The 22408-nt window shown below is 52.4% G+C and carries 19 protein-coding genes and 1 tRNA gene; 10 read left to right on the forward strand and 10 right to left on the reverse strand.

Annotation, left to right across the window (positions count from 1 at the left end):
* Nucleotides 1-4: 4 nt before the first annotated feature.
* Nucleotides 5-748 carry a hypothetical protein gene (locus tag V5T82_RS01935; protein ID WP_332893890.1) on the reverse strand — a complete coding sequence of 248 codons (744 nt, stop codon included), beginning with the start codon at nt 746-748 and terminating at the stop codon, nt 5-7.
* Nucleotides 749-973: 225 nt separating this feature from the next.
* On the opposite strand from V5T82_RS01935, the gene V5T82_RS01940 reads away from it, so the two are divergent.
* The 3 genes from V5T82_RS01940 to hslO are packed head-to-tail and all read left to right on the forward strand — an operon-like array spanning nt 974 to nt 3999.
* Nucleotides 974-2161 (forward strand): aspartate aminotransferase family protein, encoded by a 1188-nt coding sequence (locus tag V5T82_RS01940; RefSeq protein ID WP_332893891.1) that lies wholly within the window; start codon nt 974-976, stop codon nt 2159-2161.
* Between the two features lie 12 nt (nt 2162-2173).
* On the forward strand, nt 2174-3088 hold the full coding sequence (gene argF / locus V5T82_RS01945) for an ornithine carbamoyltransferase (RefSeq protein ID WP_332893892.1): 915 nt from the start codon (nt 2174-2176) through the stop codon (nt 3086-3088).
* Between the two features lie 8 nt (nt 3089-3096).
* Entirely contained in the window at nt 3097-3999 is a 903-nt protein-coding gene (gene hslO, locus V5T82_RS01950; protein WP_332893893.1) for an Hsp33 family molecular chaperone HslO, read from the forward strand.
* 33 nt (nt 4000-4032) lie between these two features.
* On the opposite strand, the gene V5T82_RS01955 is transcribed toward hslO, so the two are convergent.
* Complete coding sequence (locus V5T82_RS01955) at nt 4033-4932, reverse strand: Abi family protein (RefSeq protein ID WP_332893894.1); 900 nt, start codon at nt 4930-4932, stop codon at nt 4033-4035.
* A 293-nt stretch (nt 4933-5225) separates the two neighbouring features.
* Between V5T82_RS01955 and V5T82_RS01960 the strand changes: the two genes are divergently transcribed.
* Nucleotides 5226-5825: a hypothetical protein gene (locus tag V5T82_RS01960; RefSeq protein WP_332893895.1), complete on the forward strand. Its 600-nt coding sequence runs from the start codon at nt 5226-5228 to the stop codon at nt 5823-5825.
* Nucleotides 5826-5944: 119 nt separating this feature from the next.
* Here V5T82_RS01960 and V5T82_RS01965 read toward each other — a convergent pair whose 3' ends face one another.
* The 3 genes from V5T82_RS01965 to V5T82_RS01975 form a co-directional block, all read right to left on the reverse strand.
* The gene (locus V5T82_RS01965) at nt 5945-6412 is read right to left on the reverse strand and encodes a GNAT family N-acetyltransferase (RefSeq protein ID WP_332893896.1); all 468 of its coding nucleotides are present in this window, start codon (nt 6410-6412) and stop codon (nt 5945-5947) included.
* 5 nt (nt 6413-6417) lie between these two features.
* Nucleotides 6418-7125 (reverse strand): sulfite exporter TauE/SafE family protein, encoded by a 708-nt coding sequence (locus tag V5T82_RS01970; protein WP_332893897.1) that lies wholly within the window; start codon nt 7123-7125, stop codon nt 6418-6420.
* 94 nt (nt 7126-7219) lie between these two features.
* Nucleotides 7220-8668, reverse strand: coding sequence for a TrkH family potassium uptake protein (locus V5T82_RS01975; RefSeq protein WP_332893898.1), 1449 nt, complete (start codon nt 8666-8668; stop codon nt 7220-7222).
* Between the two features lie 385 nt (nt 8669-9053).
* On the opposite strand from V5T82_RS01975, the gene V5T82_RS01980 reads away from it, so the two are divergent.
* Nucleotides 9054-13277, forward strand: coding sequence for a CheR family methyltransferase (locus V5T82_RS01980; protein ID WP_332893899.1), 4224 nt, complete (start codon nt 9054-9056; stop codon nt 13275-13277).
* An 82-nt stretch (nt 13278-13359) separates the two neighbouring features.
* On the opposite strand, the gene folE is transcribed toward V5T82_RS01980, so the two are convergent.
* The 3 genes from folE to V5T82_RS01995 all read right to left on the reverse strand — a co-directional run bounded on the left by folE (nt 13360) and on the right by V5T82_RS01995 (nt 15569).
* Complete coding sequence (gene folE, locus V5T82_RS01985; RefSeq protein WP_332893900.1) at nt 13360-13998, reverse strand: GTP cyclohydrolase I FolE; 639 nt, start codon at nt 13996-13998, stop codon at nt 13360-13362.
* Nucleotides 13999-14097: 99 nt separating this feature from the next.
* Complete coding sequence (gene apaG / locus V5T82_RS01990; RefSeq protein WP_332893901.1) at nt 14098-14505, reverse strand: Co2+/Mg2+ efflux facilitator ApaG/CorD; 408 nt, start codon at nt 14503-14505, stop codon at nt 14098-14100.
* Between the two features lie 119 nt (nt 14506-14624).
* The gene (locus V5T82_RS01995) at nt 14625-15569 is read right to left on the reverse strand and encodes a radical SAM protein (RefSeq protein ID WP_332893902.1); all 945 of its coding nucleotides are present in this window, start codon (nt 15567-15569) and stop codon (nt 14625-14627) included.
* A gap of 228 nt (nt 15570-15797) precedes the next feature.
* Between V5T82_RS01995 and V5T82_RS02000 the strand changes: the two genes are divergently transcribed.
* Both V5T82_RS02000 and V5T82_RS02005 read left to right on the forward strand, forming a co-directional pair.
* Entirely contained in the window at nt 15798-16712 is a 915-nt protein-coding gene (locus tag V5T82_RS02000; RefSeq protein WP_332893903.1) for a tyrosine-type recombinase/integrase, read from the forward strand.
* A gap of 9 nt (nt 16713-16721) precedes the next feature.
* Nucleotides 16722-18020 carry a HEAT repeat domain-containing protein gene (locus V5T82_RS02005; RefSeq protein WP_332893904.1) on the forward strand — a complete coding sequence of 433 codons (1299 nt, stop codon included), beginning with the start codon at nt 16722-16724 and terminating at the stop codon, nt 18018-18020.
* Here V5T82_RS02005 and V5T82_RS02010 read toward each other — a convergent pair.
* Complete coding sequence (locus V5T82_RS02010) at nt 18012-18761, reverse strand: glycosyltransferase family 2 protein (protein WP_332893905.1); 750 nt, start codon at nt 18759-18761, stop codon at nt 18012-18014. The genes V5T82_RS02005 and V5T82_RS02010 overlap by 9 nt on opposite strands.
* A 605-nt stretch (nt 18762-19366) precedes the next feature.
* Here V5T82_RS02010 and V5T82_RS02015 point away from each other — a divergent pair.
* From V5T82_RS02015 to V5T82_RS02025, 3 genes are all read left to right on the forward strand, one after another.
* Nucleotides 19367-20155 carry a class I SAM-dependent methyltransferase gene (locus V5T82_RS02015; protein ID WP_332893906.1) on the forward strand — a complete coding sequence of 263 codons (789 nt, stop codon included), beginning with the start codon at nt 19367-19369 and terminating at the stop codon, nt 20153-20155.
* Nucleotides 20156-20218: 63 nt separating this feature from the next.
* Nucleotides 20219-20292 (forward strand) — tRNA-Gly (locus V5T82_RS02020).
* 38 nt (nt 20293-20330) lie between these two features.
* On the forward strand, nt 20331-21569 hold the full coding sequence (locus tag V5T82_RS02025; RefSeq protein WP_332893907.1) for a CaiB/BaiF CoA transferase family protein: 1239 nt from the start codon (nt 20331-20333) through the stop codon (nt 21567-21569).
* Here the strand turns inward: V5T82_RS02025 and V5T82_RS02030 are convergent.
* On the reverse strand, nt 21566-22306 hold the full coding sequence (locus tag V5T82_RS02030) for a hypothetical protein (RefSeq protein WP_332893908.1): 741 nt from the start codon (nt 22304-22306) through the stop codon (nt 21566-21568). The genes V5T82_RS02025 and V5T82_RS02030 overlap by 4 nt on opposite strands.
* Nucleotides 22307-22408: the final 102 nt, after the last annotated feature.

Here is a 22408-nt window from a genome sequence, read left to right on the forward strand (position 1 = left end):
GCGCTCAGCCCTTAAAGCTGCACTTCGCCCCGACCAAGCGGCGGCGTTGGCCTTCTAGGCGCAGCTTATCGTCTTTCCAGGCCTTCATCGCCGCATAGCGTGCACGCATGGGTTCGCACTTGAATTTCTCAATCATGTTGGGATCGGTTTTGCTCAACAAGCCATTGATCATCTTGTACTTCGTATTGAGCTTGTGAAAACTCGCGCTGCCGGGCTCGAATTGTTTGAGCCTTTGCGACAGGGTCAACATATTGCGATGAAGCTTGGCGCTTAAGCTCGCGTCCACGAACGCATAGGCCACTTTCAGCGGTGCAATCCACGTGACGTCGCGGCTAACCACAAAGGCGCCCATGGATTTATCATCTCCGCCGATGCGGTATTCACCCGTCACGATGACACGGTTGTTGGCGCCCTTGAGTTTGGGGTGGGTGCTGTCGGGCGGGTCGTAGGCGATCAGCTGGATCAGATCAGCGCCTTTGCGCAGGTCTTTGGGCAGTTGTTCCGCCAAATCGATGACCTTGGCCATGTATTGAAAGAATTTCGCATTGTTGGCATTTGCTTTGGCAGAGCCCACCAACAGATGGCCCTTATAGCGACGGACTTCGCCGGGTTCGGGCATGCCTTTGAAGGTGTAACTGGGGCGATCTTGCGCTGCGTTCTTGGGTTCTTCAACCGTCACCCCCATAGCAGGGACCGCAATTCCCAAGACAGCCGCAACACTCGCCGTAGCGATAAGTGCGCGTATCATGATCCACTCTTTATCATTGTCGCTGTATGTTTTTAGCAAGTATGACGTTCGAATACCCATGACGTCAATAGGGCTAAACTCCCAAGACATGCACAGTTTCTAGACTTCTCCATTGACAGACGGAGGTCGGATTCCCATAATCCTCGGCTTTCCGGGCAGGCCCGCCTTTAAAAAGGGTTTGCCCGGTTGTTTATTTTTGGAACCAGAGAGAAGGAATCATTCGTTATGTCGTCCGCGTTGATGGAGACCTATGCGCCTGCGGATCTCGCCTTTGTCAAGGGCGAGGGGGTCTATGTGTACACGGCGGACGAGCGACGATTCCTAGACTTCTGCGCAGGCATCGCGGTGAGCTGCATGGGCCATGCCCATCCTCACTTGGTGGACGCTTTAACGTCCCAAGCCGAAAAGCTGTGGCACGTGTCCAACCTTTACAAGATCCCGGGCCAGTATGAGCTTGCGGACAGGTTGGCGGCGGCGAGTTTTGCGGACCGGGTGTTCTTTTCGAACTCGGGTGCCGAAGCGTTGGAAGGCTCGATCAAAATCGCGCGCAAATACCAAATCGACCAGGGCCACCCTGAACGCTACCGGGTGATCGGCTGCGACAGCGCGTTTCACGGCCGCACCTTGGCGACCATTGCCGCGGCGGGTCAAGAAAAGCTGTTGGAAGGCTTCGGCCCCGTTGTGGACGGCTTCGATCATGTTGCCTTTGGTAATTTGAACGAAATGCGCGCTGCGATTACGGACGAAACGGCGGCCATCTTGGTCGAACCGGTTCAGGGCGAAGGCGGCTTGCGCGCGGCGGATGCGGACTATCTTAAAGGTCTGCGCGCCATGTGTGACGAGTTCGGCCTGTTGTTGATGTTCGACGAAGTCCAATGCGGCATGGGCCGGACCGGCAAGCTGTTTGCCCACGAATGGGCCGACATCGTTCCGGACGTGGTCGCCACGGCCAAAGGCATCGGCGGCGGGTTCCCGTTGGGCGCGATATTGACCACCGAAAAAGCGGCTGTGTTGGGCGTGGGCAACCACGGCACGACCTATGGCGGCAATCCGTTGGCCATGGCCGTCGGCGGTGCGGTGCTGGACGAGCTCTTGAAAGACGGGTTCTTGGATCACGTGGTCGAGATGGGCGTCAAACTGCATGCCGGCCTTGCCAAATTGGTTCAGGACTTCCCCAACGTGTTCGTGGAAACGCGCGGTCTGGGTTTGATGCAAGGCATCAAGCTGGTGGAACGCGTGGTCAACCGCGACTTCAAAACTGAGTTGGAAGCAGAAGGTCTGTTGGTTGCGCCTGCAGGCGACAACGTGTTGCGTTTGCTTCCCCCGTTGATCATCACCGAGGCCCACATCCATGAGGCCATGGAAAAATTCACCGCCGTGGCCGCGCGCCACGCGGGGAATGAAGCTAAGTGAAGGAGAGCCACAATGACGGCTCCGAAGCATTTTCTCGATTTGCATAAGTTGGACGCAGGCACCCTGCGCGAAATTCTCGATATGGGCTCGGCCATCAAAACCGGGCGCCATATGGAAGACGGCGATACGGAAATTCTAAGTGGTAGAACGCTTGCTATGATTTTCGAAAAACCGTCTACGCGCACTCGTGTGTCGTTCGAAGTGGGCATGAAACAACTGGGTGGTCATGTGGTCGTTATGGACGGCCAAGGCAGCCAGTTGGGGCGCGGGGAAACCGTGGCGGACACCGCACGTGTGCTGTCGCGTTATGTGGACGCGATTATGATTCGCACCGACGACCCGGCGAAGCTGATTGAGCTGGCCGCGCACGCCACCGTTCCCGTGATTAATGGCCTGACGGATGACAGCCATCCGTGCCAGTTGATGGCGGACGTGATGACATACGAAGAACATCGCGGCTCCATCCAAGGTAAAAAGGTGGTTTGGTGCGGCGACGGCAACAACATGGCGGCGAGCTTTGTGCACGCCGCACAACGCTTCGACTTTGCGCTGACCTTGGCGACACCCGAACAGCTGAGCTTGAACCAAGCCGTCATTGACTGGGCCAAAGGCGAAGGGGCGGACATCACTGTGTCGCGCAACGCCGATGAAGCCTGCACCGATGCGGACTTGATTGTGACCGACACCTGGGTGTCCATGGGCGACACGGACGCGGAAGAGCGCTGTGCATTGTTGCAGCCGTTCCAAGTGGACCAACGCCGTATGGAACTGGCCAAGTCGGACGCGGTGTTCATGCACTGCCTGCCCGCCCACCGTGACGAAGAAGCCACGGCAGAAGTCTTGGACGGGCCACAGTCCATCATCTGGGACGAAGCCGAAAACCGCCTGCACGCTCAAAAGGGCATCTTGGCGTGGTGCATGAGCTAAGAGAGAGAATGACCGAGACTTCCCCTAATCTGGATTTCGCCCAGACCTTTCAAATCGAAGGTCAGGATGTGCGTGGCCGCTTGGTTCGCTTGGGCCAGGCCCTGGACGATGTTTTGCACGCCCACGCCTACCCCGCGCCGGTTTCGCAAATGTTGGCCGAAACTTTGACTTTAGCCGTGACCCTCGCCAGTGCCTTGAAATATGAGGGTATTTTCACCCTGCAAATTCAAAGTGACGGGCCGATTTCTTTGCTGGTTGCGGATATCACGTCCGAAGGCGCGGTGCGGGGTTATGCGCGGTTTGACGAACAGCGCGTCGACGATGCTGAGATCAGCGACGGTGCGCCTGTGCCGCGTTTGTTGGGCAGTGGTCACTTGGCGTTCACCGTCGACCAAGGCCAGGACATGGAACGTTACCAAGGCATTGCCGAATTGGACGGCGCAACGCTTTCGGAATGTGCGCATCACTATTTCCGCAATTCCGAACAGTTGGACACGGCGATTTTTGTTGCGTCGAAAATCGAAGACGGCAATTCGCGCGCCGGGGCGCTGATGGTGCAACGCATGCCCAGCGCGACCGGAACGCCCACGGAAGACGACGAAGACAGCTGGCGGCGCGCTGTGGCCATTTTGTCGTCCTTGACCGAAGACGAATTGCTGGACGAAGGGCTGGATCACGACACGTTGTTGTTTCGCTTGTACCACGAAGACGGCGTGCGCGCGTTCGAACCCCACAAAGTGTTCCAACGCTGCCGCTGTTCGCGCGAAAAGATCGAAGACACCATCAAAACCATGCCGCGCGAAGAAATCACCAACGAAGCGGGCGAAGTGGAAGTCGTGTGCGAATTTTGCAAAACCGATTACATCTTTGACGTCGAGGATCTCGACAAGCTGTTCGCCAAACCGCATTGATTTATAATGAAAATGCACTTGATAAAGTGTTTTTCACCAACCCGCTTTGTTTGTCCAATCATTTGGGAAACCAATTTCAGACAGCGTGATGTCTGGAAACTTGGCGAAGAGCGCTTCCAAGTCATCTTTCCATGTTGATGGGATACCAGTATTGATCAGCATGACATTTATGACTGTTGCTGCAGAGTAAAAGTACTTTGTGTCAGATACACGAATTCTCATTTTCTTATAATTTGTCGGTGTGATCGTTAGTTTTAGTCGAAGGAGTCTGTTGTGGTGTGCGATGTGATTGCGAACGTAAGTCAAGTAATGAAGCCAAGATTCGAACACCTCAGTTTGGTCAATCCCAAATTTCATGGATATGCTTTTGCGGTCTCTCGATTCTTCTAATATTGTGTATATGCGCGACCAGAATCCAAAAGTTACACACTCCGTCATAGCCCAACTTGGCGGTAAATACGGTTTATCGAATTTGTTATAATAACTCTCAACAAATTGCTTTGATTTGGATCGCGCGACTTCGTGTTCTATTTTATTGAGAAAAGTTCCAATTCCCCAGGATTTGGTTGGCTTGAAAATGTCTGTATTCAAAAACCAATGGGGACCATGTCTGACACTTAGTGTGTTGGCGATAGATCCACGTACCGCAATCTCAAGTTTTTCAATTGCTTCAAAAGTAAGGGCTCTCAGCTGACGATCAAACTCATAACGATCTATGATCTTGTCAAAACTGATTGTCTCAGGAAAAGTTTTATCTGTTGGGCATAGCAAATGATACCAATACCCCTTCAGGCGGTATCCACCTACATGTTGCAAGTATGTTTTGGCTCTTTCGTCACTTTCTATATGGAGCCCTTGATTGCGAAGTTTTTCAAGGTGTTGCTCTGGTGTGAAAGCTGGTTTCGTAAAAATGCGGGTCTTGGAATTAGGCATAGAAAAACCCGCCTTTTGCACGCCTGTCGAAACAGGACCCTTTCCGAAGAAAGGACGTGTGGCGGGTGTTGTTACCGAGCACAGTAGCTCTCTTTCGAAGGGGTGTCAACAAATTGGTCAAGTTTTGAGTGAGATTTAGCATATGTTGTGTTTCCAATAAGATGCCTCATCGTAGACGTGACTGTCGCCAACAATCAAGAGGTGTGCTTATTGAAAAGATAGATGACAGAAGCAAATTTAATGAGGATCCATACGTCTTGAAGATGTCACAATCGCGGGGCAATATAACTCCCATGATAACACGCAGGCATTTTTTGATGTTGGGCACCGCCGCACTGGTTGGCGGGTGCGCAACCGACACCCCCATCGCCGGACCGATCCCGGAGTTGGGCTTTCAGCACTTGCCGCCGATGTTTTTGAACGTGGGCAGCATTCAGGTGAAAAACGAATACCTCGCCCCGATGAAGGCCCCCAATGCGGAGCACCGCTTCCCCACGCCACCGGCCCAGGCCATGGCAGGCTGGGCGCGCTCGCGCATTCAAGCCGTGGGTGGGAAAAACAATGGCGCGGTGGCAACGTTCGTCATTGAAGAGGCTTCCGTCAAAGAAGTGGTTTTGAAAAAGACCGAGGGGTTCAAGGGGCTATTTACCTACGAACCGACCGAGCGCTATGACGCCCATTGCATCGGGCGCTTGGAGATCGTCGATGCCAACGGGGCCAAAGGCAACGTGCGCGTCGAAGCCATGCGCAGTGCCGAAGTCAGTGAAAACGCCACCCTGGCGGAGCGTGAAAAAGCCTGGTTCGAAATGATCGAAAAGCTGATGGGTGACTTCAACACACAGATGGACGAGCAGATCGTCCAGCACTTAAGCGCCTGGGCGCCCCTGCGCTGACCCTGAATAAAGCATAGCTTTCTATGAATGCACCGCGTCATAAAGGGCAGGAATCTTGACGTTTTGCATTAACCATAAGCTTTTTTTATGAAAATTGGAAAACGATAAGCCTAGATGGGCTACAGGCTAAGCGGGCAAACCATACCGAAACACGCCAAACCGAGGACTTCGCGGTTCTCTTCCACCTCAAAGCCGCAGGCCTCAAACAGCGGGCGGGCGGCGAGGCTGGCTTGGGCCGTCAGAACAGCCACCCCGTGTGCGTCGGCGCTGCCCATCAGCTCCAACAAAAGTCTTCGCCCGGCCCCGTGGCGGGCCCGGCGGGGGTGGCACATGACAAAGTCCACGTACCCGGCTGGGGTAATGTTGGCAAAGGCATAGATACCTCGCCCATCAAACGCCACCCGACACGTGAGTGACGGGGCCAAGCGTTGGTGGAAGGTGTGCACAGACGGTGTGCGCGCCAGCCAGGACGTGAGTTGCGCTGGGCCATAAAATTGTCGCCCCGTAATGCGCACGGCGGTGCGCAACACGTCTAAGCACGCCCAAGCATCTGCGGCGAGGTATTCACGAGTGTGGATGGTGTGCATCTCGATTAGGGCAGCAGCTGATAAAGCTGCGTTTCATACATGGTGTACAGACCCAACGCCATGGTGGCCAAACCCGTCGTCCCTTGGATGGATCGGTTGGCCCACGTCAGCATGCGCGCGGAATAGGCAATGGGCACCGCGATCAAAACGCTGAGTGCAGCCATACCGAAGATCGAACCTGCGCCGAACAGCACCACATAGATAAAGCCGCTGGAGATGGTGGGTGCGGTTGAGGCTGTCAAAACCAACAAAGCCGCCGAGCCCGCCATGCCGTGCATCATGCCGACCAACAGTGTGCGCAGGGGAAATGGTTTGTGTTCATGGTGGTGGCTGGATGCGGTGTGGTCTTGCACCTCTCCCGCGTGGGAGTGGGCGTGGAAGTGTTTGTCTTGGCCGTGGCTGTGGGCGTGAAAGTGCACGCGTTCGCGCCACAGACGGTAAAGGATGTGACCGCCCAAGCCCACCAACATGACACCGACGACAAATTCCAAAAGGGACGCCAAGCCGTCTTGAATGGCGAAGCCCAAAATGATGGCGGCACCGGCAAACAGCATTAAAGTGAGGGTGTGGCCCAAGCCCCAAACCGCGCCGGTGCGCACAATTTGTTTCACACTGGTTTGACGCGACGCCATGGAAGAGACGGCGGCAACGTGGTCGGCTTCGAGCGCGTGGCTCATACCGACCAATACGGCGAGGGTGAGAAAAGACAACATAGGCTCAGGGCACTCCAAATTTTATGAGTATGAGAATGCCCGAAATCGTATGATGCTGCAATGCAAAATAACTTACCAGGGCTGGAGCAGGCGATTAGCCACGCCAAAACGTCTTGGAAAACAAGACGATAATGGTAAACAGCTCCAATCGGCCCAACAGCATGCCCGCGCTCATGAGCCATTTGGCGGCGTCAGGTAGGCTTTGGAACGTGCCGCTGGGCCCCACAATTGGGCCCAAAGCGGGGCCGACGTTGGAAATGGCGGTGGCGGCGGACGAAATCGCGGTCAAGAAATCCAACCCCAACATGCCAAGCCCCAAGGCCAACAGCGCAAACGACAGGCCGAAGACGAAGAAGAACGACAGGACCGAGATGATGACCTCGTCCGGGATGGGGCGGCGGTTGTAATACGGAATGAACACGCCGTGGGGCTGGAGCAGGTGTCTCACCTGCACCCGTGCGGCGTTGTAAAGAATTTGAAAGCGGAACACTTTGATGCCGCACGTGGTGGACCCCGCACAGCCGCCGATAAACATGATGAAGAAAAAGATCGGCAAGGCAAAGCTGCCCCAAAGCCCATAATCGTCGGTGGCGTAACCCGTACCGGTCATGATGGAAACCACGTTGAACGCGGAATAGCGCAGCGCCTGGGCGGGCTCCATCCCCGTGTCAAACCACAGCAAGGCCGCGACCACCAGCACCAGTCCGCCCGCAATGGCGATGAAGCCGCGCACCTGTTCGTCTTGCCAAATGGCTAAGGGTTTGCCGCGCAAGACCTGCAAAAACAGCAAAAACGGCAACGAGCCCACGATCATGCCGGAGGTGATGATCAGATCGATCGTCCAACTGTCGAAGTGGCCGACCGAACCGTCGGAGGTTGAAAAGCCACCCGTGGCGATGGTGGTCATGGCGTGCACGGTGCTTTCGAACGGCGTCATGCCTGCCCACCACATCATCAGACCCCAAATGGCGGTGAGCACCGCGTAGATCAAAACCAACGCCATGGAGATTTGCGCCGCGCGCGGCAAAACCTTTTCGCCCGCGTCGAAGGCTTCGACTTTGAACATCTGCATACCACCGACGCCCATCATGGGCATCACGGCGATGGCCATCACGACGATACCCAAGCCGCCCAGCCATTGTAAAATGCCGCGCCACAGCAAAATGCCCGGCGGGGCATGGTCCAACCCGGTGATGACGGTGGAGCCGGTGGTGGTGATGCCCGACATGGCTTCGAAAAACGCGTCGGTGTAGCTCAGTTGCAATTCTGAAAACGAAAACGGCAACGCGGCAAAGATGGTCAGCACCAGCCAGCTCACCGTGGTCATGACGAACGCTTGGCGAACATTGAGGCTCACGGAGCCGGCCGAACTGGTGAGCGTTAACGACACACCGACAAACAGCGTCAGGCCCGCAGAAACGGCAAAAACCTGCCAATCTGGGTTGCCGTGAAGGGCGTCCACCAGGGCAGGAATGCACATGCCCACGGCCAAAGTCGCCAAAAGCACACCCAAAATCATCAAAATGGGTCGGAAATCCATCATGTGAAGGTCAAAGCCCTTCCCGCCAAAACACGAAATGTGCGCGCATGCTAAAGGGCTGAAGCGCACGGTGCAAGCTTTGCAATTGGTGAGAAATGTGCTTGGCCGGACAGGGGACCAAACTGTTGATCACGGTGTCCAATCGGCAAAGGCGGTTGGCAGCACCCTGGTTAATAGGCAAATGATTGTCCGACGATGTCCGCACTTAGGGTGTTATCGGAGATGTCATTGCAAATGGGCTGATGTCCGCCTTATAGCCAATTGTTGACCAACCAGCCTTCCCCTATCACACCTCGCCTGTTTCACATGTCCATGTTACTATGAATAGGGATGCTGTCTCATCATCTGCAATTATGTGGTTGATTTTGACGCTTAGTCAGGAGGGCATTTGGCCCAAAAGAAAAAAGCTCCTACGCAAAGGAGTGCTGCGAAGAAGACAGCAAGCCGTAAGGCTCAAACTTCTGCCAACAAGTCGCCATCGCCTAAACGTTCCATGGACCAGCCACCCTTGGTGGTTGGTATTGGCGCGTCCGCTGGTGGATTAGAAGCTTTAAAGGCCTTTTTCAAAGCCGTACGCAGCGATTTACCCATATCGTATGTGATCATTCAACATCTCGACCCTGAACATGACAGCCTTATGGCGGATCTTTTGGGGGCGTGCACTGACATGCCTGTTGTGCAGATAAAGCGTCGTGTCTCCCTACAGGCTGGCCACGTTTATGTTACCCCTCCAAACAAGTTTGTATCCATTAAGGACGGCGCCATTGGGTTAACCAAAGTGCTTGAGAAACGGGGCATGCAAATGCCTATCAATCATTTCCTCAAGGCTTTGGCTCACGACCAGCATGAAAAAGCCATCGGCATAATTATGTCGGGTATGGGGGCAGATGGGTCTTCTGGCTTGCGAGAGATCAAAGAACAGGGCGGCCTGCTGATTGTTCAAGACCCTGCAAACGCAAAATATGATTCCATGCCGTCCAACGCCATCCAGACAGGCATGGCAGATTACATCGTCCCCATATCCAAAATGCCCAAGCTTTTGGAAAAATATGCCACGCACCCATATGTCGCTGAACATGCAGACAGCACAGAAAAAGAACTATCCAATTCCGATCACCTTACAGATATTTTGTCGTTGATGCGCACACGCCTGAAGCGCGATTTCCGGTATTACAAAAAAAGCACCTTGGTTCGCCGCATAATACGGCGCATGGGAATTGTTCATGTCGACGATATGGGAAAGTACCTCACACTCTTGCGGAAAAAACCAATTGAGCTTGAGAACCTGTTCAATGACCTTTTGATCGGTGTCACACAGTTTTTCCGCGACCCTGAGAGTTTTGAGGCGCTGAATAAGCATGTCGTAGAGAAACTGCTTAAAAAGCGTGAACCGGATCATCCAATCCGCGTGTGGGTGCCGGGGTGCAGCAGCGGTGAAGAAGCCTATTCCATCGCCATTTTACTGAATGAAGCCATATCCAAGCAGCGCAAGGATGTCGACATACAGGTTTTTGCAACGGACATTGATGCGAGGGCCCTGGAAAAAGCACGCGCAGGGGTGTTTGCGGACAGTATCGAAAGCGATGTGTCGCCCCAAAGGTTGAAACGTTTCTTCATTCAGGAAGGCAACACGTATAGAGCAAACAAAAAGCTGCGCGAACAAATTGCCTTTGCGGAACAAAACCTTATTTCCGACCCTCCCTTTTCCCGGTTGGATTTAATCTGCTGTCGGAATTTGCTGATTTATGTAGAACAGGAATTACAGCGCAAGATTATTTCCTTGTTTCACTATACTTTGGAAGAAGACGGCTACCTGTTTTTGGGCTCATCTGAAACCGTTGGCAGACTTGGAAATTTATTTTCAGTTTTGGATAAGAAATCCAGGATTTACAAACGCCAAAAACAAACAAAGGCACCGCAGGTTGATTTCCCCATCGTGCCAACCGTTGAGCGTTCCCCTACCAACAAGCCCATAGCCACACGCCAGCCACTGCGTCGCGTGGTGTTTTCTGATTTAACGCATCGCTTGTTGTCGGAAACTTACGCACCGGCTTCGGTTTTGATCAACCGCAACGGTGAACCACTGTACTTTTTTGGGCCAATGGACCGATATCTAAAGCTGCCACTGGGGGAGCCGCATCAAGATATTTTGGCCATGGCGCGACAAGGTTTGGTCACGAAATTGCGCAGCTTGATCAACAAAGCTGTGCGCAACGATGAAACTGTGCGTGCTGACAACATCGAAATCAAACGCAGCAAAAAGAAATTGACCGTCTCCGTCACCGTTCGTCCTGTTCACGAACCCCATGAAGCCGAGGGCCTCTACCTGGTTGCCTTCTCAGAACCTGGAACCAGCTTGATGTCTGAGGAAGAGCTTAAAATACCCGATACCCAAACGCAGGCGCTTGACCAATCCGAGGTCTATGAGCTGGAACGCGAACTCCAAGCAACGCGCGAGGACCTTCGCAGCACGATTGAGGAGATGGAAACCTCAAACGAAGAACTCAAAGCGTCAAATGAAGAAGCCATGTCCATGAACGAGGAGCTTCAATCCTCAAACGAAGAATTGGAAACTTCCAAAGAGGAGATGCAGTCTCTCAACGAAGAATTAAATACCGTCAATACGGAGCTTCAAGACAAAGTGGATCAGTTGGAAGCCAGCCGCAACGACATCTCCAACCTGTTATCGAGCACAGACATTGGAACGCTTTTTCTCGACAAAACCATGCACATCAAGCGGTTCACACCTGCCGTTAGTTCGTTGATAAAAATCCAGCCCGGGGATGAAGGGCGAAAGCTCAGTGATTTTTCAAAGACATTTAAAGACGCTCGCCTTGTGGCAGATTGTAAGGAAGTGTTCAACACACTGTCGCCCATTGAACGCGAGATCATGACGAAGGATGGAAACTGGTTTATTCGGCGCATTCTTCCTTATCGTACGGCGGAAAATCATATTGAAGGCGTTGTCATTACCTTTACGGATATCACTGTCGTTAAAAAGGCTGAATCGGATGCTCTTCGCATGGCGGCAATCATTCGAGATTCAAATGATGCCGTGACATTACAGGGCATGAACGGTCAGATCCTCGCCTGGAACCAGGGTGCGGAAAATATGTATGGGTATTCAGAGAAAGAAGCCCTGACGATGAACGTTCGCGATATCGTCCCCAAAGAGGAACGGACAACCGCGCTGGATATTATTTATCAAGCCGTAGAGCATGGGCAACGACAGTCCGTCAACACCAAGCGCGTTCATAAAGATGGACATGTTCTTGATGTTTGGCTTTCTGTGTCGGTTCTCAAAGATCCGGATGGGGGAGGCGAGGTTGTGGCCTCAACTGAGCGTGATGTTACGCAGATATTGCAAACAGAAAGAGAACTGCGCCAATCACACGAGTTGCTGGAGCAGCGAGTCAAAGAACGAACAGAAGACTTAATAGCGGCCAATCAGGATCTCGCTCTATCGAAAATAGATGCGGAGACGGCCAATGCCGCCAAATCGAATTTTCTGGCCAGCATGAGCCACGAATTGAGAACGCCTTTAAATGCGATCATTGGCTTTGGTCAGTTGCTCCAAATGGACAGAAATAATCCTTTGTCTGCTGAGCATCAAAAACAAGCGGGATATATACTCGAAGGGGCTGACCACCTTTTAGAACTTGTAAATGACATTCTTGACTTGGCAAAAGTGGAAGCCAATCAAGCACAACTGGATCTTGAGGTCGTTGATGCACGCCATACCATTGATCACGTCGTTTCTATGGCCGTTCCCTTAGCTGAGGAAAAACAGATCACGATCACCAGCAAGATAGAAGACACACTCGGCTCGGAAATACTGACGGATGGCGTGAGATTTCGCCAGATCCTCTATAATCTGTTGTCCAATGCGATCAAATATAACAAGGAACGCGGCACAGTTACGATAGAAGGGCACCAGACCCAAAACAGGTTCCTACGTATTTCGGTAAAGGATACGGGCCAAGGCATTGCAAAGAAAGATTATCCGCGTGTTTTTCAGGCCTTTCATCGCCTTGGTGATGACGTCACCCGGGCCAGAGAAGGTACAGGCATTGGCCTAACCGTCACGAAACTTCTTGTTGAACGTTTGGCTGGAAAAATTGGCTTTGAGAGCAAGAGGGGACAGGGAAGTACGTTTTGGATTGAACTGCCGTTGGCTACGAATACGGATATTGTCATTTGGACCGATATTATGAGTGTCGGCGTCGATGCCATAGATGCCGATCATCAAAATCTTGTTTCACTGCTGAACGATATTGGTCGCGACGGTGATGATATTGCGACCATGGACGCGGCCATAAAGGGTTTAATCGTATATACCAATGACCACTTTAAGCGCGAAGAGCGCATCATGGAGGCTTGTGAGTTTCCTGAACTCGATAAGCACCGGAAACTTCACTACGAAATTTCAGCAAGTGTAAACGACCTTCAGGAGAAGTGGCTTAAAAAACGCGATATTGCTCAGCTTCATGAACTTCATGATTTTCTGAAACATCTTTGGATCAATCACGTTCTGAATGAAGATACAAAGGTTGCTCATTTCACCAAGGGCAAAGAGGATAAGATAAAGACTGCTTTGCACGATTGGGCGTAAGTTCAAAATATTAGATGGCATCCTCATCTAAATCCGTTTCTGTCGAACAGTCTGAGAGGCTCAAGTGAGCGTGGTAGCCGCGTTAAACCAGCTCATACGCGCCCGAAGACGGATTGTTCACCATCGACAGGAACTCACGCCGCGTGCGGTCGTCTTCACGAAACGCGCCGACCATTTTTGACGTCACCATGGACACGCCCGGTTTGTGCACGCCGCGACACGTCATGCATTGGTGGGCGGCTTCGATCACCACGGCGACGCCGTCGGGTTGAAGCACATCGTTGATGGCATTGGCGACTTGCGCGGTCATCTTTTCTTGGATTTGCAGGCGCTGGGCGTACAGCTCCACCACGCGCGCCAGTTTGGAAATGCCGACCACCCGGTTTTTGGGCAGATACGCCACATGGGCTTTGCCGATGATCGGTGCCATGTGGTGTTCGCAATGGCTTTCGAACCGAATGTCTTTCAACAACACCATTTCGTCATAGCCCTCGACCTCTTCAAAAGTGCGTTCGAGGATTTCTTCCGGATCGGCGTTGTAGCCTTGGAAGTATTCTTCATAAGCTTTGACGACCCGTTTAGGCGTGTCGAGCAAGCCTTCACGGTCGGGGTCGTCGCCGGCCCATTGAAGCAGCGTGCGCACAGCCTTTTCGGCTTCATCACGGGACGGGCGGGAATTGTCGTCGTTGACGACGCTCAGCGGTTTGCGGTTGGTAGCCACGGTGTATTTCCTTTGTCTGGGCCTGCCGGGGGAAGCAGGCGTCTTAACCCATATGGGAGCCAGGGGGGCGCATTCAAGGCTGCCCCCAGACGTGGTGGTCTAATGAAGTTGACGGTTGTGGTACGGGCTGTCCAGTGAAAACACCGGAATGTCGGCATGAAACATCTCGCCCGCAGCCGTCGCCATCACATAATAGCCCTTCATGATGCCCGAAGACGTACCCAACGGTGTACCGCTGGAATATTCAAAACTTTCGCCGGGCTCCAAATGCGGCTGCTCGCCGATCACGCCCGCGCCGGACACTTCCTGTACATGGCCTAACTCATCGGTGATGTGCCAATAGCGGCTTTTCAGTTGCACGGTCTCGCCGCCTTGATTTTCGATGCGCACATGGTACGCCCAGAAATAGCGGTGGTCTTCCGGCTCGCTCTGTTCGTCAATGAATTCCGGTTCCACAGAAACCGTGATGGAGCGCGTGGTGAGCACATATGTGCCGGGGATATCCATGTTTAGGTGCTCCATAATGAGCCCTCTCATTTTATTGGGTGCCAAGGTGTTGGCGCCATTTTTTAGAATGCTTTTATATTATCTGGTCTTTTTTGGGCAATTGTCCAGTGTCGTGTCACCTACGCCGAACACGACGCGCCGCCCAGGACGCAAAATTTGGCGCAATGGGGGTGGTTCAGCGCCACGTCCGTGTGGGCTTCGACCAAGGTTTTGCCCAGATCAAAACGGGTGTCGTAAGGCAACAGCGTGCAGGGCGCGATGCTGGGTGAGGCCTCGCCTTTTCGGTGCACCACCATGCGCGACGTGGCGCACATCATGGCGTCGGGCCGCACGTTTAAAATCCCCCAACACTGGGTGGTGATTTCGGGCACATCGACGTGTGCGTCCATTTCCGGGAACAGCACCAAATGTGTAGGATCGGCGGCGTTCAGTTTTAAGCCCCAGGCGTCGAACAGCTGTTGGTAGCCTTGGCGCGATTGCTCTTCGGTTTCATCCCATAACGTGCGCCCGGCAATGTCGATTTGAAAACCATTTTCGATCAGCCATTTAATGCCCTCCACCATGGGGGGCCAGGTGCCGTCTCCACGGATGTTTTCGTGGGCGCCTTGGGTGTAGTGATCCACCGAAACCCGCAAGGTGAGGTTTTCAGATTTCACCGCAAGCAGGTCATTGCGCTTTTGCCACAGAGGTTTCATGGCGTTGGTGAGAACCAAAGCCTTAAAGCCACGGTCCAACACATCGTGCAGCATCGCCACCAGGTCTTTGTTCATGAACGGCTCCCCCCCGGTAAAGCCGATCTCGTCAATGCTCCAGCCGTTGGTGGCGATTTCTTCTAAATAATGCTGCACATGACCCTGCGCCAAATAGACCAAATCATCGTTGGTGGGGCTGGAGTCCATATAGCAGTTGTCACACGTGATGTTGCACAGCGAGCCGGTATTGAACCAAAGGGTCTTGAGCCCGCTTAACCCCACCGTCGCGCGGATTTCGCCTTTGGCGGTGACCAGCGGGTCTTGAAACTTGGCAGGGTCTATGGGCGCGCGCTCGTGTTGGCCTTCGGGCATGGATGTCTCTTTTCAGTTCATGTCATTAGAAAATAGGGTATCCGCTGATTTTTTCCAGACTTGTTTCGGGGCACGCAAAACCGCCAATGGGCACACGATTTGCAGCCTTTGCGCGAAAGTCCAGGGTAGGTGTCTCTCTAACATTTTGTTTTTATTGAAAAAACTTCCCTGTTGGCAGAAAAGCCGTTAACCAAGAACCCACATTGAATTTCGCGCGGGGGCGCAGATATGGACTTTTTGACCCTGAAACAAGGGTTTTTGGATCATTGCCGGGGCAAGGGGTTGTCGGCGCACTCCATCAAGGCGTATCGCCAAGACCTTGACGATTTTGCCATGTGGCTGAAGCGCACGCGCTGCGAAGATCCTTTTGCTAAGGACGCCATTTCTGACTGGGTTTTGGCTTTGCAGGATCGTGTCATGGCGCCGGCGTCCATTAAGCGGCGCATTGCGTGCCTCAAGGTCATGTGCCGGTGGTTGGAAGATGAAGAGGTCATCGAAAGCTCACCCTTTCACCGCATGCGCCTGACCGTTCGTTTGCCGCGCCAATTGCCCAAGAACATCAAGCGCGGAGAATTAAAAGCATTGTTCGCCGCCGCGCGCAGGGCTTCAAACGCAGGGCCGAAACGCATGACGTGGTTAACCTTGCGTTTGGGCATGGAGCTGATGTTCACCACAGGTGTGCGCGTTGGCGAGCTGTGTGCTATCCGCTTACACGACATTGATTTTAGCGAAGGCAGCATCTCCATCCGCGGCAAAGGCAATCGCGAACGGCGTGTGTACTTCGTCGATGACGACATGCGCCGCTTTGTCGAAAGATATTTGAAAACGCGCGAAAAATTAGGGACACAAAGCGAGTATTTACTGATTAACGGGTGGGGCTCCCCCGTGACGCCGGATTTCATCCGCCGCCAGCTGAAAAAGCTTGCCGCACGGGCCGGGATAGAGCGCCCCATCACGCCCCACATGCTGCGCCACTCTGCCGCGACGGAACTGTTGGAGAACGGTGTTGATATCCGCTATGTGCAAAAGCTGTTGGGGCACAGTTCGATTTCAACGACGGAGATTTACACCCACGTGTCAGATGCCAGCCTCCGCACAGCCATCAAATCCGCCAACACACGAAAGGGGATTTTGGGCGGATAACTAGAAATTATGAATATCTATCCTCGGGATTTGCTATCAAATTCAAAGACAGGCTTAATAAAACAAGCATTTGTAATGATGCCATTTAGCTCTGAACTTGATAAAACATTTGTTACTATTTCAGATGCTTGTAAAGAGTTGGGCATAACATGCTTGAGAGCAGATTCTCTTTATAATCCCAAGCCTATTCTGACGAGTATTGTTGAGAGCATTGGAACATCACAAGTTCTTATTGTGGATATGACGGATAAGAACCCCAATGTCTTTTATGAACTTGGGATTGCACATACAAACCGTCGGCTTGAATCCGTGATCCTTATAAGCCAAACCCTAGAGGATGTGCCCTTTGATTTGAGGCATTTGCCGATCCTGGTTTATTCCATGGATTCACAGCTCAAGCTCAAAGTTGAATTGAAAAGCCGCATTACCGTGTCGATCGCAACAACGAATAGCTTAAATGTAATCCGGCAGTTGATGTTTGGCGGAAACTTTAACAACCATCAAGTCAATAGCTTCATAGATACTCTCTCTTCTTCTTTACCGAGCCTTGTACAGCAAGTGGCTCGATTTCTTGAAGATATGCCAAATGATACGGATAATTTTGAGAACGCCTATTGGACAATTGTGAAATCGATTGATGAGTTTTCTGACCTCACACAACAACAACTGCAATTCTTGGCAATTTCACTCTTATCTTGTGAATATGCAATTCGGGAACAAAATGGGTTTATTCAAGAGCAGCTCAGACCCGTCCTTACAAGTCGTTATGGGGATGAGAAACTTAGGCACCCGATGATTATTTCTAGTCTGTGTTTTGCTGCTATCCGAAATGGGTTTCTTAAGTCAGAGAGTATTAATTGGCTTATCTCTTATCTCCAAAATGAGAAAATGGGGAGAATTGACCCCCTTCGCGGACAAATTGAGGCTTGGCTAATTGAAGATAGAGACGACGATATTGAGAAAGCCCTTGTTCAAGAACTCAAGTCTGATCTACCCCATATGAGAGAGGCCGTCGCAGATATATTAGGAATGAGGCGTTCACCGAATTCGATAGCCAGAGTTGCAGATGCTTTAGATATAGAAGGCGATCCCTATGCTGCGAGAAGCATGATTTCTGCGATTAGCCGCGGCAATAATTCGAATCATGTAAAGCGAATTGAGAATTGGATAATTCAAAATAGTCACTTATGGACCTCTGGCCCTAAATCACCTTCACTGCCAAATACAGCTATTCAAGCTTTAAGGCATATGGGGTGTAATGCAGAGGCAATATCAATTTTTGAGCAGCGCGTATCGAAATTACGTTGAAGCTTTATAGCCATCACCTTCAAAAACTCCCAAAAGATGATTAAGGCGGAAGGTGCGCCCCCTTTGCCTGCATTTTTCTTTATATAAATCGATGTTTCTATGTACCTGAGATTTATCTGTCGAGTGACTTAAGTGAAAACAATAGACACCATGCTCAGCCATAAGGTGAAAACGCTGTCCTTTGCTGAACAAAGCCTGCATCAAGTCAGCATCTTCATAACCCCACCCATTAAAATTCTCATCAAATCCGCCCACGCTTGAAAAAGCCTGCTTGGAAACAACCCCCAAATTGCCAATAAATGAAAAATTGCTCAACTTTTGCCTGTTCGTTTTTCTGTCTAAGTTGATGGGCTCAATAGATAGTTTTTTCATTACCATCATTGTGTGGCTGACCGGGTCGAGTTCAGCAATTTCAGAACCCCAGTTCGGCTGCAACCAGTAGCGCTTTGCACCGCACGAAAAATCAAAAGAGGAAGAATGTTCAAAAATACTATGCATAAAAGTCGTTTTACCAATAACCGTATCGTCATCAATAAACAGTATGAAATCTGAACGGGAGTTTTTCGCTGCCATATTTCTGGCGTAGCTAACATTTCCAAGCTTTTCGCTAGCCTCAACAAATATGATATCTGGATATAATGACTCAAGGCTCTCCCTAAACGGTGTCGTTTTTTTGCTGTTTAGAGAAACAATGATTTCGCTCGGAGGTAATGATTGAGCTAAAAGGCCTCGAATTGTCATTCTAATACTTAAAAGTTTGTCGAGTTCACAACTCGTCGCGAGACATGCAGAATACATAATTTCTAGTTATCTTATAGATTAGCAATCACAGGTGGAATTATGGAATAATGTACTAGTTTTAGAAGGGGATGCAACCCTTCATTTTTATGTGGTGCTGCTCACCCCCCCCTTGACGAACCATCCCCTATATGAAAAACGAACGCATCGCTGTATCCTTGGCACAAACCTCCCCACCTTTATAAGAGCCCCCCATGCGCGCAGATTATTCCACCATCGTTGACGCTTCTGCCAGTGAAGAAGAAAAGCTGGATAAGCACTGGACTGACAATTGGGAGTCCATAGGTAATCAACGCCGCGCGCAGTGGAAGATTAAGATGGGGCCCGAATTCGCTGTCGTTGACAGGTTTGCGCCGAAACCTCAGCCNTTATAGATTAGCAATCACAGGTGGAATTATGGAATAATGTACTAGTTTTAGAAGGGGATGCAACCCTTCATTTTTATGTGGTGCTGCTCACCCCCCCCTTGACGAACCATCCCCTATATGAAAAACGAACGCATCGCTGTATCCTTGGCACAAACCTCCCCACCTTTATAAGAGCCCCCCATGCGCGCAGATTATTCCACCATCGTTGACGCTTCTGCCAGTGAAGAAGAAAAGCTGGATAAGCACTGGACTGACAATTGGGAGTCCATAGGTAATCAACGCCGCGCGCAGTGGAAGATTAAGATGGGGCCCGAATTCGCTGTCGTTGACAGGTTTGCGCCGAAACCTCAGCCGGGGGGCTCGCTCATGCGTGTGTTGGACGGCGGGTGTGGGCTGGGGGAGTGGTGCTTGCTGCTCAAAGACATGGGCTTTGAGCCCCATGGTCTGGACATCAGCACCCCCACCGTTGAGGCCTTGACGCAAGAGTTCCCGGACATGCACTTTGTGCGTGACGATATTCGCAACACCTCGTTTGCGGACAATCACTTCGATCTCTACATTTCCTGGGGCACGTTTGAGCACTTCGAAAACGGTCTACAAGACTGTTTCGCCGAAGCGCTGCGGGTCATCAAGCCGGGCGGCAAGCTGATCATCACTGTGCCGTTCTACAACACCCGGCTGAAAAAGATCGATGGCGGCGTGTTGCCGCAAAAAGGCGAGAACACGGAATTCTATCAATGGCGCTTGGAACAAGACGAGCTGCGCCAAGAGTTTGAAAAAGGCGGGTTCACTTGTGACCGGATTGAACCGATTTACACCCGCGAGGGCCTGAACCGTCATTTGCACCACCGCTATGGCCTGCCTTATGGCCGTTTGACGTCTTTGTTGGCCATGGGCCTGTCCGCGGTCATGCCGGCCAAAACCTTTGCACATATGTTGATCGGTGTCGGCACCAAGCCCCAAACTTAAGACGGCGGCGGGGCGATTTAGAGGTTGCCAAAAAACGCTCCCCCATAATAGGGTCTGGAGCATGCGGATGTAGCTCAATGGTAGAGCAGAAGCTTCCCAAGCTTACGACGAGGGTTCGATTCCCTTCATCCGCTCCATCCTTTTCATTTCCGCTTGCGTGCGCCACACTGTGGTCATGACCGATCAGAACGAAACTTCCCCTACCGCCCTGTCCGGTGTTCGCGTCCTCGACCTCACCCGCATTCTCGCGGGGCCGTTTTGCACGCAGATGTTGGGGGATTTGGGCGCCGACATTGTCAAAATCGAACGCCCCGGTGCGGGCGACGACACGCGGCACTGGGGGCCGAATTATATCAAAGACCCCGACGGGAACGACACGGGCGAAAGTGCCTACTTTGTGTCCGCCAACCGCAACAAGCGTTCCGTCGCCATCGATCTCGCCCAGCCCGAAGGGGCAGCTGTGATTAGACAGCTTGCTGTGCAGTGTGATGTGGTGGTGGAAAACTTCAAGGTGGGGGGCTTGGCCAAGTATGGCCTGAGCTATGACGACTTGAAGGCTGAAAACCCAGGCCTGATTTATTGTTCCATCACGGGCTTTGGACAAACTGGGCCTTACGCCGACCGGGCGGGGTATGATTTTTTGATCCAAGGTATGGGTGGCTTGATGAGTTTGGGCGGTGAGCCCGACGGTGCGCCGCAAAAAACCGGGGTCGCCATTTCCGATGTCATGTGCGGCATGTACGCTGCCACAGCCATCTTAGCGGCTTTGCGCCACCGCGATCAAACCGGGCAGGGGCAGTTTGTGGACCTCAGCCTGTTCGACACCCAAGTGGGGTGGCTCGTCAATCAGGGCATGAATTATTTGACCACCGGGGCGGTGCCGCAACGGCTTGGCAACGCGCACCCCAACATTGTGCCGTATCAAGCGTTTGCAGCGGTGGATGGCTATTTGATCTTAGCGGTTGGCAATGATGCGCAGTTTGAAAAGTTCTGCACCTTCGCCGGACTGAATCATTTGAGCGCAGACGAAGGCTTTGCCACCAACAATGCCCGGCTCAAAAACCGCGCGCGCCTGATTCCGGAGATTGAAGCTGTGCTGGCGCAAAAGCCTGTGGCGTATTGGTTGGACGGTCTTGCGCCGTTGGGAGTGCCGTGCGGCCCGGTGAACGATTTGGGCCAAGTGTTTGACGATGCTCAACTGAACCATCGTGAAATGGTGGTCGACTTGCCCCACGCAGCCGACCCGCGGGTGAACGTGCGCCAAATCGCAAACCCGTTGAAGTTGTCGGAGACACCGGTGAGCTATAGCCGCTCCGCCCCGGCTTTGGGCCAGCACACCGAAGAGGTCTTGCGCGAAATGTTGGCGTTATCCGACGACGAGATTGCCCGGTTGAAAAAAGCCGGGGTGATTTAACCCCGGAACGGCTGATCGCCCTCCAGCACAGGACCCGGCATACCGTCGTCCATGTTCATGTAAGAGCCTGAGATGACCTGCATCCCGGCGATGCGCGCAAGCTTGGCAAGCTCCAGGGTCGGCACGCCCAATAGCCAGGTGGGCAAACGACGGTGGGAGGCGCGCAGGGCAAACAATTGGAAAATCTTTCCTGCCAGTTTCAAATCCAACGGCTTGTCTTCCAAGTCCAAGGTCACGCCGCCGTAGTTCAAGTTGGCGAACGGGGTGAAGTCGGCGTGTTCTTTTTCGGGCCGCGCAATCCAGGTGTCGAAAAACGCCATGAGGGGAATGGTGATGTCGTCCATGGTTTCCATGGACAGGCTTTTGGGGAATTCGACGATTTCGGGCACGATCTGTTTGCGTTCATCGTCGGAAAGGACACGAAGTTCCTCGGTCACTTCGCCTGCGGCTTCTTTGGTGGCGAGTGCGACGGAGTTGATGCGCACCACCAAACGGATAGGCTCTCCCAACTTGGCGGAACGTTGCAGGGCTTGCAAAGCTTGGGTGAGGTACTTCACTTGGTGCATCATGGTGGCCTCGACCGTGGGATGGCGATCTAAGGGGTTGAGGCCTTTGATGACCGCGCCGTCTTCGGATCGCATAATCGGCAGGGCGTAAAACATATCCACAGCAGGGCGGTCAACGGCCCAAACGGGACGATAGATAATGTCTTGTGTAGCACCTTCAGGAATTTTCACGCAAAAGCCTTTTGAACACAAAAGTTATGGTCCAGAGCATTGGACGCGGGATTTGGAAAAGTATAAGCTCCCGACGCAAATTGTCATGCATTGTGTGACCAT

It is taken from the genome of Magnetovibrio sp. PR-2 (assembly GCF_036689815.1).
Classification (GTDB): Bacteria; Pseudomonadota; Alphaproteobacteria; order Rhodospirillales; family Magnetovibrionaceae; genus Magnetovibrio.